Raw genomic sequence first — 14,146 nt, 5'->3', positions numbered from 1 at the left:
TGCGACTAGGCGGCAAAGCCGCCAAGTCTCGCTCCCCTCCCGCTTGCGGGAGGGGTTGGGGTTGGGAATGCGGTCAAGCACCGGCGGTGGCCCGTGCGGCGGCCATCTCTGCGGCCATCCGCAGTGAGGCTGCCATCGCTCCGGGGTCGGCCAGCCCCTGCCCCGCGATGTCGTAGGCGGTGCCGTGGTCGGGCGAGGTGCGGATGATCGGCAGGCCGAGGGTGACGTTGACCCCCTCGTCGAACTCCAATGCCTTGATCGGGATGAGCGCCTGGTCATGGTACATGCACAGTGCCACATCGTAGGTCTGGCGGGCGCGGGGGGTGAACAGGGCGTCGCCGGGGACGGGGCCGGTGGCGGCGATGCCCTCGGCCTGGAGGCTGGCGATGGCAGGGGCGATGATGCGCGCCTCCTCGTCGCCGAACTGGCCGCCCTCGCCCGCGTGGGGGTTGAGCGCGGCGATGGCGAGGCGGGGCTGCGCGATGCCGAAGTCGCGCTTGAGGCCGGCGGCGACGATGCGGGCCTTGTGGGTAATGAGCTCGGCCGAGAGCAGCGTGGGCACCTCGGCGAGCGCGACGTGGACGGTGAGCGGCACGGTGCGCAGGGATGGTCCGGCGAGCATCATCACCGCGTCGCGGTAGGGCCTGCCGCAGGCGTCAGCGAGAAACTCGGTCTGGCCGGGGTAGTCCCAGCCGATCGCGGCGAGCGCGCCCTTGGAGACGGGTGCGGTGACCAGCCCGCTCGCGACGCCCGCCAGCGCGCACTTGGCGGCCAGCTGGAGCGAGGTCAGCGCGAGGCGCGCACCCTCGGGCGAGGGGCGGGCGGGGTGCCACGGCCCGTCGATCAGCGCGAGCACCGGCAGCCCTACGGCGCTGGCGAAGAGCGCCTCGGAAGGGTCGGCGATGGGCACGATCGGGCAGTCGATCCCGAGGCCCTCGGCGCAGGCCCTGAGCAGCTCCGGCCCGCCGACCACGAAGGCCGGCGGGGCACGGCGCTCGGCCCTCAGCCGCGCCCAGGCGCCGAGGATCACCTCGGGGCCGATGCCGGCCGGGTCACCGAGCGATATCGCAAGGGGCGTGGACGATGCGGTCAATTGTACTCGATATAGGCATCGTTGCGCAGGTCGCGCAGCAGACGCTGGGCCTGCTTGTTGACCCGGTCATCCTCGATCTGCTTCATCACCGCCTGGAAGGTCGGCGCTCCCGCATCGGGCGGATCGTCGCGCCCGCACAGCATCAGCACGCGCACGCCTTCCTGCAGCCCGCCGAAGGGCGGGGTGGCCTGACCGATCTGGAGCTGGAGGACGAGGTCGCGCAGCTGCGGCGGCAGGTTCGCCGCCTTGACCTGATCGTTCGCAATCACCTCGGCGCCGATCTTCGCCGCGCCTGCCTCGACATCGGCGCAGCCGCGCAGACTGCCCAGAAACTGGCTGAACTGCTCCACCTTGGCTTCGGCCTCGGCCTGCGTCACCCCGGGCGCGAAGGCGATCGAGATCTGCTTCAGACTGAGCACGGCCTCGGCCGGATCGGCCATCAGGACCTGACGCTTGTTGATGAGGTAGATGATCGAAAAGCCGCCGGGGATCTCGATCGGGCCGTTGAGCTGGCCGGGCTGCATGTTGCGCACCGCCGCGGCAAGCTGCGGCGGCAGCTGCCCGATCCGCACCCAGCCCAGATCGCCGCCGACATAGGCGGTCGAGGCCTCGGAATACTGGCGCGCATAGGCAACGAAGCTTCCGCCCTGCTGCAATTGCTGCATGATCGTCTGCGCGTTCTTGAGCACCGCGGCGCGGTTCTCGGTCGTGGCGGAAAGATAGATTTCGCCGATGCGGTATTCGTCGGTCCCCTTGGCCGCCTTCATCCGCTCGAGCGTTTCGTTGACCTCTTCGGCCGAGACATTAACGCGCGGCATGACGTTGCGGCGCAGGAGGTTGTCCCACGCCACTTCGCCCTCGATCTGGCGCTTGAGCGAGGCTGCCGAGGAACCGATCGATTCCAGATAGGCGTCCATCTTCTTGGGATCGCCGCCGAAATTCTGCGCGGCGAGTTGCTGGTAGGTCTCTTCGACCTCCTCGCGCTTGACCTCGATCTCGTCGGCCTCGGCGGCCTGGATCTTGAGCGTTTCGTCGATCAGGTTGCGCAGCACCTGGACGCGCAGGCGCAGCATCTCCTCTTCGGGGACCGGCGCATCGGAGGCCGCCGTCACCAGCGCGAGACGCTGGTCGATATCGGTGCCGGTGATGACGAAGCCGTTGACGATCGCGGTCGCGGTGCGCTTGTCAGGGTCGGCCTTGCCGAACAGGGTGATATCCGCGGGCAGGCCGAAGGGATTGTCTGCGGTCGGCACGGCGACGGTCTGCGCGCCTGCCGCCATGGGCGCGGCGGCAAGGCCGAGCATGGCCGCACCCGCCAGCGCGGTTCCGGCCCTGGCAAAAAGCGTCTTGGAAAACTGCTTCACACTCACTCGTTCAATCCCGCCTTATGGCTAATGCACCCGGGTGCGGATCGCACCCGGTGCTGCGCCGATGCCCTGCACCGGCTGAATGGAAGCTGAGTCCGTGCCCGATCCCGGTGAGCGCAGCCAGCCTGCCGCCGCGCTCCTTAACGCCATTTGCGCGCCCTGCCAAATCTTGCAGGCGTCTGATCGGGGGTCAGCGGAAACCCAGGTTCCGAAGGGCGAAGAACAGCTGGAAGGCATTGCCGCGCCGCGCATCGCCCGCGTCGATGAAGTCGCGCCGCCAGGTCGCGCCGAATTCGATGCAGTCGTCCGCATAGGCGACCCCCAGCCGGGTGCGGATCGGCTGGAAACCGTCGGGCTGGAACACCGGGTCCTCGTCGCGGTCGGTGAGGTTGAACACCCCCGAGCCGAACACCGACCACCTGCGCCCGATCGCCACGCGCGCGGCGGCGCGCAGCTCCTCGCGGTCGCGCAGGTCTTCCACGGTGGCGATGTCGCGGTTCAGGCGCAGATAGCCGACCTCGACATAGGTCCGGCGCGAGCCGATGGTCGCGTCGACTTCATTGCGGCGGATCGCGAGGTTGTCCTTGTCGAGCCGGAAGCGGTGGGTAAACTGCACGAGATTGCGGAACCGCACCTCGGTGCGGCCGACGAAATCGGTGACGCGCTCCGACAGGCCCGTGCCCTCGGGGAACAGGCCGTCGCGCGGCGCTTCCACCCGGAAGGACTGGCCGATGGTGGTCTTGATCCGCCAGCCGGGGCGCTGAAGCTCCCAGTCGACGCCCCAGGTGACGCGGGTGCCGTCTTCCACCCGGTCATAGCCGGGGAAGCGATTGAGGGCGAAGAGGTTCGAATCCTCGAGATCGATCGCGCGCGCGTCCTCGTTGGGAACGGCGAGGTTGCGAATGCGGGGGCTGGCGACGAGCTGCAGGCGCGGCTTGAAGACCTGCGTGCCGCCGAAAGCCTCGCCCACGAAGGGCCATTCGATGTCGATGGCGGCAGTGGCGATCCCGCGCGTGGTCCAGCCTTCGGTCCCGCGATAGGCGAGGGTCGTGGTGGCGAGCGAATTGTTGGTGTTGTACACATCGCCCCGCACCAGCGCCGTGAAGGTCACGACCTGGCCGAGGCCGGTGAGGCGCTTGAGATCCCACTGCGCGCCCGCGAAGGCCCGCTGGGTGTCCTGCCCCTCGTTGCGCAGCAGCGCGAGGGAGTTCGCCTGGAACATCAGATTGCCGCCCAGCACCGGATCGGCGATCTTCTGGCGGTAATCGATCGCGGGCAGTGCCAGCGGGACCTGCCCCTGATCGGCGTTCAGCCGCAGCGTCTGGGTCGCCCAGCCGGCGATCGAGAAATAGGAATTGTCGGTGATCCGCTCGAGATTGATGGTCGAGCGCAGCCGGTCGTCGCGGCTGATGTCGTAGCGCCTGAGGAAGGTGCGGTCGCTGGCGAGGCGGATCGATCCGGTCAGGCTCCAGTCGGGCGAGAACTGGAAGCGGCCGTTCGTGTCGAGGTATCCGCGCGGGTCGTTGCGTAAGGACTGCCCGCCGGTGAAGTCCGTGGCGCGGTCGGAGAAGGTGGCGTAGCCGGTGACCTGATAGGCCCCCTTTTCGGTGAGGTGCCGCCACTTGGCGCTCGCCATCGGGGCGGTGTTGGAGAAGACATAGGCGCCCAGCGTCAGATCGGCATTGTCGGCCATGCGCCAGTAATATTCGCCCGAAAGCTCGAGCCCGTTGACCTGCGTCAGGCGGACATCGGGCACCAGAAAACCGCTTTCGGACTTGCCGTCAGTTCGTACCGCAAGGCCCGGCATGGGCAGGAGCGGCTGGCCGAACAGCTCAAGCATGGCGCCCTCGAAGCGCACCCGGCTCGCCTTCTGGTCATAGATCACGCGGCGCGCGGTGATGCGCCAGCTGGGGTTCTTCGGGCAGCCCTCCGCATCGGTCACCGCGCAGGCGGTGTAGGCGGCATCGGTCAGCACCGCGACGCCGTTTTCCCCGCGCGTCGCCGAGCGCGCCGCGAGGCGGCCCCCGGCGCGCAGGGCGATGAGGAGCTCGCTCATCGCGCCGGTATCGAATTCCTCGGTGAGCTCGACCTGATCGGTGAACAGCTGGTTGCCGGCCTCGTCCACCAGCCGGATGTTGCCGGTGGCGATGATCTTGCCCGAATTGCGGTCCCACACGACTTCGTCGGCGCGCACCGAGCGGTCTTCCGAGCGCAGGATCACATCGCCGCGCGCGGTGACGGTGTCGGTCTGGTCGTTGTAGCTGAGTTCCCGCGCCTCGAAGTCGATCTGGCGGGGGGCTTCGGTGCTGGCAGAGGGTGCGGTTGCTGTCGAGGGAGGGGCTTCCTGCGCGGCGAGCGGCGCGGCCACGACGGCGAGGGCCAGCCCGAGCGCGATGCGCGACACCGACCCGCGCGCCGGGAAGCGCGGGGCATGGCGCGCGGCCACGCGCGGTGCGTCTTGCAAGCCTCCCGACATGGCCTTGCCTATTGCACCGCTCGCGCTTAATCGCAATCGCCATTGCGCCCCCCTCTGCGCGCGGCCTGCCGCAGCCTCGGGGCGCCCCGACATTTCCCCGCGTCCCGTGTCTTTCGGAGTACCCATGCAGATCCATCTCACCGCCGCCCCGCCCGCCGACATCCGCCTGCATGCGCGGGTGGTGAATCAGGGGCAGGCGCTGGCCGGACTCGATGCCGCGCTGGTCGAGGGCGCGGCCGCGAGCCGCTTCTCGGGCCGCGCGGGCCAGGTGTTCGAGGGCTTTGCCAGCGTCGATGGCGGGGTGAAGCGCATCGCTTTCGCGGGGTTGGGCGAGCCCGGGTCGGCCGACCGCCGCCACCATTGCGAGCGCGCCGGCGCGGCGCTGACCGCCAAGTATCTCGTCTCGGGCGAGACCGCGATGGTGCTCGACCTTGGCGGGGCGGGGCTCTCAGCCGAGGATGCCGCCGCCGTGCTGCTCGCGCTGCGCCTGCGCGCCTGGCGGCATGACGCCTACCGCACCCGCCTTCCCGCCGACAAGCGCCCCTCGCTGGCCGCTGTCCACGTCGTGAACGCGCCCGAGGGTACGGCTGCCGCATGGGAGCGCGAGGCAGCGCTCGCCAAGGGGGTGGAGTTCACCCGCGGCCTCGTTACCGAGCCGGCCAACATCATCTACCCCGAAACCTTCGTCGCCGCCTGCCGCGAGGCTTTCGCAGGCACGGGGGTCGAGATCACCGTGCTCGGCGAGGCGGAAATGAAGGCGCTCGGCATGGGCGCGCTGATCGGCGTCGGGCAGGGCTCGGCACGCGAATCGCAGTTGCTCGCGATCCGCTGGAACGGCGGGGCGGCGGGCGAGAAGCCGACGGTCTTCGTAGGCAAGGGCGTCACCTTCGATACCGGCGGCATCTCGCTGAAGCCGCCGCCGGGGATGGAGGACATGAAGTGGGACATGGGCGGGGCAGGGGCCGTCGCGGGCGCGATGCTGGCGCTCGCCACGCGCAAGGCCAAGGCGAACGTGATCGGCGTCATGGGCCTCGTCGAGAACATGCCTGACGCCGCTGCCCAGCGCCCGGGCGATGTCGTCACCACCATGAGCGGCCAGACGGTCGAGGTGCTCAACACCGACGCGGAAGGCCGGCTGGTGCTGTGCGATGCGCTCCACTGGGCGCAGGAGCAGTATGCGCCCGCCCGCATCGTCGACCTCGCCACGCTCACCGGCGCGATGATCATCAGCCTCGGCAACGAATATGGCGGGATGTTCGCCAATGACGACACGCTCGCCGCGCAGCTTTCGGCCGCGGGTCTTGCGAGCGGCGACAAGCTGTGGCGGATGCCGCTCGGCCCCAATTACGACAAGCTGATCGACTCGCCGATCGCCGACATCAAGAATGTCGGCCCGCGCGAGGCCGGTTCGATCACCGCCGCGCAGTTTCTCCAGCGATTCATCAAGGACGGCACCCCCTGGGCGCACCTCGATATCGCCGGGATGGTCTGGTCGCAGAAGCCCGGCCACACCTGGGAGAAGGGTGCCACGGGCTACGGCGTGCGCCTGCTCGACCAGTTCGTGCGGGATGTGGTCGAGGGCTAAGGGGGGAGACTTCCCATCCCCAAGATGCGGAAAAAGTCGGATTTACCCACGAAAACCTGCCTCGCCTGCGGGCTGCCCTTCGCGTGGCGCAAGAAGTGGGAGCGGGACTGGGACAATGTGAAATATTGTTCCGACCGCTGCCGCAGGACGAAGCCAGCATCATGAAACTCGATTTCTGGCAGGTCACCGACGATCCGGTCGAGAAGGTCGTCGCGCTCATCGCCCGCCGCGCGCTGGGCGAGGGCGAGCGGGTGCTGGTGGTCGCCGCCGATGCCGGGCAGCGCGCAGCCATTTCGAATGCCTTGTGGCAGGCGGGGCCGGAGAGTTTTCTGGCGAACGGCGAGGCCGATGCCCCCGGCGCCGATCGCCAGCCGATCCTGCTCGCGGCCGAACCTGCCGCCGCCAACGGCGCGACCCACGTGATCCTCGCCGACGGCACCTTCCGCGAGACCGAGGGCTTTGCGCGCGTCTTCCTGCTCTTCCCCCCCGATCTTGCCCCGGCAGCGCGGCAGGCGTGGCGCGCGGTCGACGGGCGCGAAGGGCTGGAGCGCGCCTATTTCGCGCAGGAGAACGGTCGCTGGGTCAAGAAGGGCTGAGGGCTTGCGTCCGCCCTCGCGATAGGTGATGTTTCCGCTCGTGATGGCGAGGGGGGACAAGGCGATGAAGCAGGCAGCAATCCTGATGGCAGGCGGCGCGGCGCTGATGCTGGCGGCGTGCGGATCGGAAACCTCGGGCGAGTTCGAAACCGCGGACGGCAAGAACGCCGAATACACCGTCGACAAGGAAACCGGCGAGACCAGCATGACGATCACCGGCAAGGATGGCGAGGCGACCCTGCGCGCCGGCGCGGACGTGCCGGTCAGCCTGCCCGCCGGGTTCACCTTGTTTCCCGGGACCAAGGTCATCAACAATGCGGTGGTCAGCCAGCCCGACGGGCAGGGGACGATGATCACCTTCGAATCCGCCGCCCCTGCCGACGAGGTTGTCGCCCATTACCGCGATGCCGCCAAGGCCGCCGGCTTCGACATCCAGCTCGAGATGAACACCAACGGCACCCAGATGGTCGCCGGCGAGCGCAAGTCGGACAGCGCGACCGTGTCGGTCACCGCCAGTCCGGGCGAGGGTCAGGACGGGGGCGGGAAGGTCACCACCGGCCAGATCATCATCGCCACCAAGAAGGCCGGCTGAGCCCGCCTCGGCGCCGTTTCGGCTCACGCCTGCGCGTCGCACATCGGCGCGCGCGCACGCTTGCCATTTTGCAGCGCAGCAACTAGGGGCGCGGCCAAAGATCCCCCACAACGAAAAAACGTTTACAGGAGCATACCCATGGCGGTCACCCGCACTTTCTCGATCATCAAGCCCGACGCCACCCGCCGCAACCTCACCGGTGCGGTCACCAAGATGCTCGAGGAAGCCGGCCTGCGCGTCGTCGCTTCGAAGCGCATCCACATGACCCGCGAGCAGGCCGAAGGCTTCTACGCCGTCCACAAGGAGCGCCCCTTCTTCGGTGAACTCGTCGAATTCATGATGAGCGAGCCGGTGGTCGTGCAGGTGCTCGAGGGTGAGGACGCCGTGACCCGCAACCGCGACATCATGGGCGCGACCAACCCCGAGAACGCCGAACCCGGCACGATCCGCAAGGAACTGGCGCTGTCGATCGGCGAGAACACCGTCCACGGTTCGGACAGCGAAGAAAACGCCGCGATCGAAATCGCGTTCTTCTTCAAGCCGGAAGAAATCGTCGGCTGATTTCTATCGGCCGAGTCAAGAAAAGGGCCGCTCCCGGCGGGGGCGGCCCTTTTCGTGTGCCGTGGTCAGTCGCCAAAATCGACATAGACGATGCATTCGGTCCACTGGCCCTTGCACTTGCGCCGGCCCGAACCTGTCGTCTCGTTGCGATATCTCCACTGTCCGTAGTAAGCCGATGCAAGCACCGGTCTGCCCGGATTGGCCGCGATCGTGGCGTTGACCCAGGCTTGAGCAACCGGACGGGCAGCGGCGTGCGCACGCTCCGCGCTGTTACAACTCCTGACACCCCTCCATGACGGAATTTGGCCAGCGATATTGGCCTGAACCCTTTCGCTCACCGATGCCGCTTCCGCAGCAGCAGCACTTCCCTCGATCACGACCGCATCTTCGGACATATCGACATCTTCGTCGATAGTGCAGGCCTCTCCTTCGAGTTCGTCGTACTCGGCCTCTTCTCCGGCGAATTCGTTTTGCGTCGTCATTTTGTCTCCCCCACAACAAGTCGAGGCGATTTCAGTAAGAAATTGCGGAGATAAGTTAAAGAGCCGATTTACCCCGCGCCCGCAAACCGCGCCAACTGCGCCGCATGCGCATGGTGGTGGCCGTCCTCGCTCGCGGCCATGACCTTGCGCATCGCCGTGCGCGCCTCCGGGGTGAGCGCAAGGCCGAGATCGGAATAGATGCGCGCGATCGCCGCCTCCCAGTCGGCGTTCAGCGCATCGAAGCAGGCGCGCGCGACGGGGCCCTGCCAGCCTTCCAGCGCCTCGGCCATGCGCGCCTCGCGCAGCGCGATCTTGTGCCGCCAGCGGGCTTCGATCCGCTCGAGACAGCACCTGTCCGACTGCATCGCCATCTGGTTGGCCGCAAGGCTGATCGCGCTCTTGAGCACCGCCTCGTGCTCGCGCTCCGCCAGCACGAGGCGGGCGTCAGGGAACAGCGCGAGGAGCGTCGATAAATCCTCGGCGAAGGCGGGGACTTTTAGAACGCGGGGCTTGTCCGCGAGGCCCCGGTGGGCAGCATCGGTCTGGAGAATGCGCCGGAATTCTCGGTAGATAGGGGCCGCGTTCCGCGCCTCGCTCCACGCCGAATAGGCCGGGATGTGCCACTGCGATTCGTAGATCGAATGGTGGAGCGCGGCGGAGATCCAAGCCAGCTCCTCCTCGACCGCAGCCGGGGCCATGGGGTGGATCGCCTGCATCCACGGGTTGAGCAGCCCGAGCATCGCCAACTCCATCGCCGCCTTCACCCGGTTCATGCCGAACGGCGCGGGGACGGGGTGATAGGCGTCGCAGTAGCGGGTGTGCGCGTGCGCGGGATCGGCGGCGAGCAGGGTGTGGATGCGGGTGGTGCCGCTGCGCATATGGCCGATGATGATGATCGGCGGCGCGAGCGGCGTCTCCAGCAGCTCGGGCCGCTCCAGCCACAGCGCGCCGAAGGCGAGGCGGTTCTTCACCACCCGCGCGAGCTGCCCCCAGGCCATCGCGCGGCCGAGCGGGTTGAGATCGGCTTGCGTCTCGATGCTGGCGATCAGCCGGGCGAGCCGCTCGCGGAAATCGGCAACGTCCTCCTCGCTGCGACTGCCATGCTCCACTGTCTCCGCCCGCGCGCCATAGGGCCTGGCGGCAAGCTCCCACAAGGCATCTGGGCCGAGTTCGGGCGGAGGCAACCACCCGCGCTCCCACGCCTTGCCGAGGAAGGCGTTGGCTCGTTCCGCCAGCGGCCCGCGGGCCAGCAGGTGATCGCGGGTGGGCGGGGCCATCAGAATGCGTCCGCCACGTCCATCAGCCGCGTCAGCCGCTTGGGTGCCGCGCTTCGCCAGCTGCGGGTCAGCCATTCGCCGACCGCGTCCCAGTCCACTCCCGGACGGTTGAGGATGATCCCCACCCACCCGCTCGCGCCGTAATAGGCGGGTTTGAAATAGACCTCGGGCTGATTTTCCACGAGGCTCAGCAACTCATCCATGCCGCCAGTGCGCACCAGCAGCGCGATGTGCGGCGTGCCGTGGTGCTGGTCGGCGAAATAGGCGAAATACTTGCCGGACTTGTCGCCGCCTACGCGGAAGCCCGGGCTGCCGTGGCTCTCGCGCTCGTCGGTTTCGGGGAGGGCGAGGGCGAGGGCACGCACCCGCGCCAGCAGGGCCGCCGGATCGCGCCAGCGGCTGACGTAGTCGGCCACCGCGCGGGGGTAGAGCTGGTGCTCGGCGAATTTGACGCGGGCGGCGAGGCTCTCCGGGGTGCCCTCGGGCGTGATCGGCACCGCGATCTGCGCCAGCACTTCGCCCGAGTCCAGTTCGGGCGTCACCAGATGGACGCTCGTGCCTGCGTGGCTGTCACCCGCTTCGATGGCGCGGGCATGGGTGCCCGTGCCCTTGTAGAGCGGCAGCAGCGAGGGGTGGATGTTGAGCATCCGCCCTGCCCAACGCTCGACGAACCCGTCCGAGAGGATGCGCATATAGCCCGCGAGCACGATATAGTCCGCGCCCGCCTCCAGCACTGCGGCCTCCATCGCGGCGTCGTGCGCTTCGCGGGCCAGGCCCTTGTGGGGCAGGGCGAAGGTCGCGATCCCCTCGGCCTGCGCGAGCGCCAGCCCGTCCGCGTCGGGGTTGTTGGAGGCGACCAGCACCACCTCGTAGGGGCATTCCGGCATGCGGCTGGCATAGACCAGCGCGGCCATGTTGGTGCCCGCGCCCGAGATGAGGACGGCGATTCTGGCTTTCTCAGCCAAGGTGCGTCGCGCTCCAGTCGCTTTTCGCCGCCCATGTCTCGACCGAACCGCGCACGGTGCAGCCCTTCTCGCCCGCTTCGATCCGGCCCACGGGGAAGACCGTCTCGCCCGCCGCCTCAAGCTTGGCAGTGACCTCGGCGACATTCGCCTCGCTCACGGCGAGCACCATGCCGACCCCGCAGTTGAAGGTGCGGGCCATTTCCTCGGGCTCGATATTCCCCTGCGCCTGCAGGAAAGCCATCAGGCGCGGCTGGGGCCACAGGTCGGCATCGACCACCGCGTGGGCGCCATCGGGCAAGATGCGCGGGATGTTCTCGAGCAGCCCGCCGCCGGTGATGTGGGCGAGCGCATTGATGGCGCCAGCGCGGATCAACGGCAGGAGGCTCGCCACATAAATTCGGGTCGGCGCAATCAGCGCGTCGATCAGCAATTGCTCCTGATCGAACAGGGCAGGGCGGTTGAGCTTCCAGCCCTTGTCCGCCGCCAGCCTGCGGACCAGCGAATAGCCGTTGGAGTGGACGCCGGACGACGCAAGTCCCAGCAGCACATCGCCGGGCGCGACCTTGTCCCCCGTCAGCTGCTGCCCACGCTCCACCGCGCCGACGCAGAAGCCCGCGAGGTCGTAGTCGCCGGGCGCATACATCCCCGGCATCTCCGCCGTCTCGCCGCCGATGAGCGCGCAGCCCGCGATCTTGCAGCCCTCGGCGATCCCTGCGATCACCCGCTCGGCGACCCCGTTCTCGAGCTTGCCGGTGGCGAAATAGTCGAGGAAAAACAGGGGCTCCGCGCCCTGCACGATGAGGTCGTTGACGCACATCGCGACGAGATCGATGCCCACAGTGTCATGGCGGTCATGCTCGATTGCCAGCTTCAGCTTGGTGCCCACGCCGTCGTTCGCGGCGACCAGCAGCGGATCGGTGTAGCCTGCCGCCTTGGGGTCGAAAAACCCGCCGAACCCGCCCAGCTCGCTCGTCGCCCCGGGCCGCGCGGTGGCCTTGGCGAGCGGCGCGATCGCCTTCACGAGGCGGTTGCCCGCCGCGATCGACACCCCCGCATCGGCATAGGTGTAGCCCGAGCCCTGCGGCTTGCTCTCGTTTGTCCCCGAAGTCATGCACGCCGCCATAGCTGTTCGCGCTTGGAATTCCACTCGCCATTGGGCAAAGGAGACGCGATTTTCCCCATGAGCGCGTCGCTTTCCCTTCCTGGCCCGGTGGCCGCACCCTCCCGCGCCGCCGGTCGTCGCTGGCTCGCGGGCGTGCTGCTGATGCTCGCAGTGCTCGGCGGCGGATATGCCGTGATCGCGCAGGTCGCGGGCGAGCGCGGGATCGCGCCCACCGCCGCCAGCGCCGACATCGAGGTCAAGGGCATCGCGGTCGACGTCCAGGGCAAAAGCGCCGAGGACGCGCGCACCCAGGGCTGGCGCGAGGCGCAGAGGAAGGCGTGGGAGAAGCTGAAGGGCCCCAAGCTGTCCGACAGCCAGCTCGAAGGCCTCGTCTCGGCGATCGTGATCGAAAAGGAGCGGCTCGGCCCACGGCGCTACATCGCCACGCTGGGCGTGGTGTTCGATCGCCAACGCGCCAGCGGCTTCCTCGGCGGGGCGCAGCAGGCCGCGCGCTCGGCACCGCTGCTGCTGATCCCGGTGCAGGAGAGCGGCGGGGCCTACATCACCTTCGAGCAGCGCAACCCCTGGCAGCGCGCCTGGGCCGAGTTCAACCCGGGCGCGAGCCGGATCGATTACGTGCGCCTCAACGGCGGCGGGGGCGATTCGCTGCTGGTCAATTTCGGCCAGACCGGGCGGCACAGCCGCGGCTGGTGGCGCTCGACGCTCGACCAGTACGGCGCGACCGATGTGCTGATGGCCTTCGCCCGGCTCGACCACCAGTTTCCGGGCGGGCCGGTGAGCGGCACTTTCACCGCGCGCTTCGGGCCGGACAGCCGCCCGCTCGAGACCTTCACTCTCAAGGCCGACAATCCCGAAGCGGTCCCCGCCATGCTCGCCGAGGCGGTGGAGCGGATGGACCAGATCTTCACCGGCGCGCTGGCTTCGGGCAAACTGCGCCCCGATCCGAGCATCAGGCTGGGGGCGGGCGGCGCGATCGATCCGGCGATCCAGCGCCTGATCGAGATCGGCCGCGCCGCGCAGGCGAGGAAGTCGGCCGCGGCGGCTGCGGCGGCGGGCGAGGTGCCGCGGATCGAGGCCCAGCCCGTTACCGGGATCGAGCCGGGCGAGGCTCCGGTGCGCAACATCACCGTCCAGTTCGCGAGCCCTGACGCGGGCGCCTTCGATGCCGCGATCGGCGCGGTGCGCACCACCGGCGGTGTGCGCGGGATCGGCGTCACCAGCACCGCGATCGGCGGCACTTCGGTGATGAGTGTGAGCTTCGCGGGATCGCTCGACGAGCTCGCGGCGGCCCTCGAAGCGCGCGGGTTCAATGTGCGGCGCGGGGCGAACGCGCTCGCCATCAGCCGCTAGGGCCTGCGCGCCGCGATGGGCGAGCCGTCCCAGATAGCCCTTCCCCTGTCCGCCCGCGGCACCGTGCAGCGGATCGTGGTGGGCGAGGCCAACGCCGCGGTGATCGAGGCCTTGCAGCAGCCGGAGCGTTGGCCGTTCCACGTCGCCGTGCTCACCGGGCCCGAGCGCTCGGGCAAGAGCCTGCTCGCACGCTGGGCGGCAGGGCTGCATGGCGATGCCCTCGAGGTCATCGACGATGCACAAGGCATGGACGAGACCGCGCTGTTCCACCGCTGGAACGCCGTCCAGCAGGGCGGCACGCGGGAGGGCGGGGCGCTGCTGCTGGTTGCCGATGCTGGCTCTGAAGGTTGGCAGATCAGGCTCCCGGATCTCGCCTCGCGCATCGGCGGATCGCTTCAACTCGCAATCGGCGCGCCGGACGACGCGATGGCGGGCGAGCTGATCATGGCCCATGCGGAAGGCCGCGGCCTTTCGCTGCCCGAGGGCGCAGCCGACTACCTCGTCCCGCGCACGGTGCGCAGCTTCGCAGCGATCGAGGCGCTGGTGGCGACAATCGACCGCATCTCCCTTGAACGCCAGACGCCCGCCACCATGTCTGTGTGGCGCGCCGCGCTCGAGGCCCTGCACGGGCCCGAACAGCAGCGCCTGCTCTGAAGGTCACGCCGTCACCGATTGCATC

General features: G+C 68.8%; 14 protein-coding genes. 7 read left to right on the top strand and 7 right to left on the bottom strand.

From position 1 onward, the window contains the following. Positions 1-73 precede the first annotated feature (73 nt). The 3 genes from pdxA to AX708_RS17325 form a co-directional block, all read right to left on the bottom strand. On the bottom strand, positions 74-1,093 hold the full coding sequence (pdxA, locus tag AX708_RS17335; RefSeq protein WP_066528603.1) for a 4-hydroxythreonine-4-phosphate dehydrogenase PdxA: 1,020 nt from the start codon (positions 1,091-1,093) through the stop codon (positions 74-76). Then, complete coding sequence (locus tag AX708_RS17330) at positions 1,090-2,457, bottom strand: peptidylprolyl isomerase (protein WP_066528601.1); 1,368 nt, start codon at positions 2,455-2,457, stop codon at positions 1,090-1,092. Before AX708_RS17330 ends, pdxA begins: the two co-directional genes overlap by 4 nt. Positions 2,458-2,650: 193 nt before the next feature. After that, the gene (locus AX708_RS17325; protein WP_066528599.1) at positions 2,651-4,936 is read right to left on the bottom strand and encodes an LPS-assembly protein LptD; all 2,286 of its coding nucleotides are present in this window, start codon (positions 4,934-4,936) and stop codon (positions 2,651-2,653) included. A gap of 124 nt (positions 4,937-5,060) precedes the next feature. Between AX708_RS17325 and AX708_RS17320 the strand changes: the two genes are divergently transcribed. From AX708_RS17320 to ndk, 5 genes are all read left to right on the top strand, one after another. Continuing rightward, positions 5,061-6,521 carry a leucyl aminopeptidase gene (locus AX708_RS17320; RefSeq protein ID WP_066528597.1) on the top strand — a complete coding sequence of 487 codons (1,461 nt, stop codon included), beginning with the start codon at positions 5,061-5,063 and terminating at the stop codon, positions 6,519-6,521. A 24-nt stretch (positions 6,522-6,545) separates the two neighbouring features. After that, positions 6,546-6,686, top strand: a complete 141-nt coding sequence (locus AX708_RS20105) for a DUF2256 domain-containing protein (protein ID WP_082745529.1) — start codon at positions 6,546-6,548, stop codon at positions 6,684-6,686. Continuing rightward, positions 6,683-7,117 carry a DNA polymerase III subunit chi gene (locus AX708_RS17315; RefSeq protein WP_066528592.1) on the top strand — a complete coding sequence of 145 codons (435 nt, stop codon included), beginning with the start codon at positions 6,683-6,685 and terminating at the stop codon, positions 7,115-7,117. The genes AX708_RS20105 and AX708_RS17315 overlap by 4 nt, the downstream gene beginning before the upstream one ends. 25 nt (positions 7,118-7,142) lie before the next feature. Continuing rightward, complete coding sequence (locus AX708_RS17310) at positions 7,143-7,709, top strand: hypothetical protein (RefSeq protein ID WP_156443356.1); 567 nt, start codon at positions 7,143-7,145, stop codon at positions 7,707-7,709. Positions 7,710-7,847: 138 nt separating this feature from the next. After that, positions 7,848-8,270: a nucleoside-diphosphate kinase gene (gene ndk, locus AX708_RS17305; RefSeq protein WP_017665770.1), complete on the top strand. Its 423-nt coding sequence runs from the start codon at positions 7,848-7,850 to the stop codon at positions 8,268-8,270. A gap of 65 nt (positions 8,271-8,335) precedes the next feature. Here the strand turns inward: ndk and AX708_RS17300 are convergent, their stop codons facing one another. From AX708_RS17300 to purM, 4 genes are all read right to left on the bottom strand, one after another. Then, complete coding sequence (locus AX708_RS17300) at positions 8,336-8,752, bottom strand: hypothetical protein (RefSeq protein ID WP_066528588.1); 417 nt, start codon at positions 8,750-8,752, stop codon at positions 8,336-8,338. 68 nt (positions 8,753-8,820) lie between these two features. Continuing rightward, positions 8,821-10,029: a sulfotransferase gene (locus AX708_RS17295; protein ID WP_066528586.1), complete on the bottom strand. Its 1,209-nt coding sequence runs from the start codon at positions 10,027-10,029 to the stop codon at positions 8,821-8,823. Next, positions 10,029-10,994 carry a phosphoribosylglycinamide formyltransferase gene (gene purN / locus AX708_RS17290; protein ID WP_082745528.1) on the bottom strand — a complete coding sequence of 322 codons (966 nt, stop codon included), beginning with the start codon at positions 10,992-10,994 and terminating at the stop codon, positions 10,029-10,031. The genes AX708_RS17295 and purN overlap by 1 nt, the downstream gene beginning before the upstream one ends. Beyond that, positions 10,987-12,105, bottom strand: a complete 1,119-nt coding sequence (gene purM, locus AX708_RS17285; RefSeq protein WP_066528631.1) for a phosphoribosylformylglycinamidine cyclo-ligase — start codon at positions 12,103-12,105, stop codon at positions 10,987-10,989. Before purM ends, purN begins: the two co-directional genes overlap by 8 nt. A gap of 99 nt (positions 12,106-12,204) precedes the next feature. On the opposite strand from purM, the gene AX708_RS17280 reads away from it, so the two are divergent. Next, on the top strand, positions 12,205-13,467 hold the full coding sequence (locus tag AX708_RS17280) for a hypothetical protein (RefSeq protein ID WP_197426023.1): 1,263 nt from the start codon (positions 12,205-12,207) through the stop codon (positions 13,465-13,467). Positions 13,468-13,482: 15 nt separating this feature from the next. Continuing rightward, on the top strand, positions 13,483-14,121 hold the full coding sequence (locus AX708_RS17275) for an ATPase (RefSeq protein ID WP_066528584.1): 639 nt from the start codon (positions 13,483-13,485) through the stop codon (positions 14,119-14,121). The last annotated feature ends 25 nt before the right edge of the window (positions 14,122-14,146 follow it).

Origin of the sequence: Erythrobacter sp. CCH5-A1, assembly GCF_001557115.1 — a bacterium.
Taxonomy (GTDB): domain Bacteria; phylum Pseudomonadota; class Alphaproteobacteria; order Sphingomonadales; family Sphingomonadaceae; genus Erythrobacter.
The sequence above is the reverse complement of the archived record's forward strand: the minus strand, read 5'-3'. Positions and strand labels throughout refer to the sequence as shown.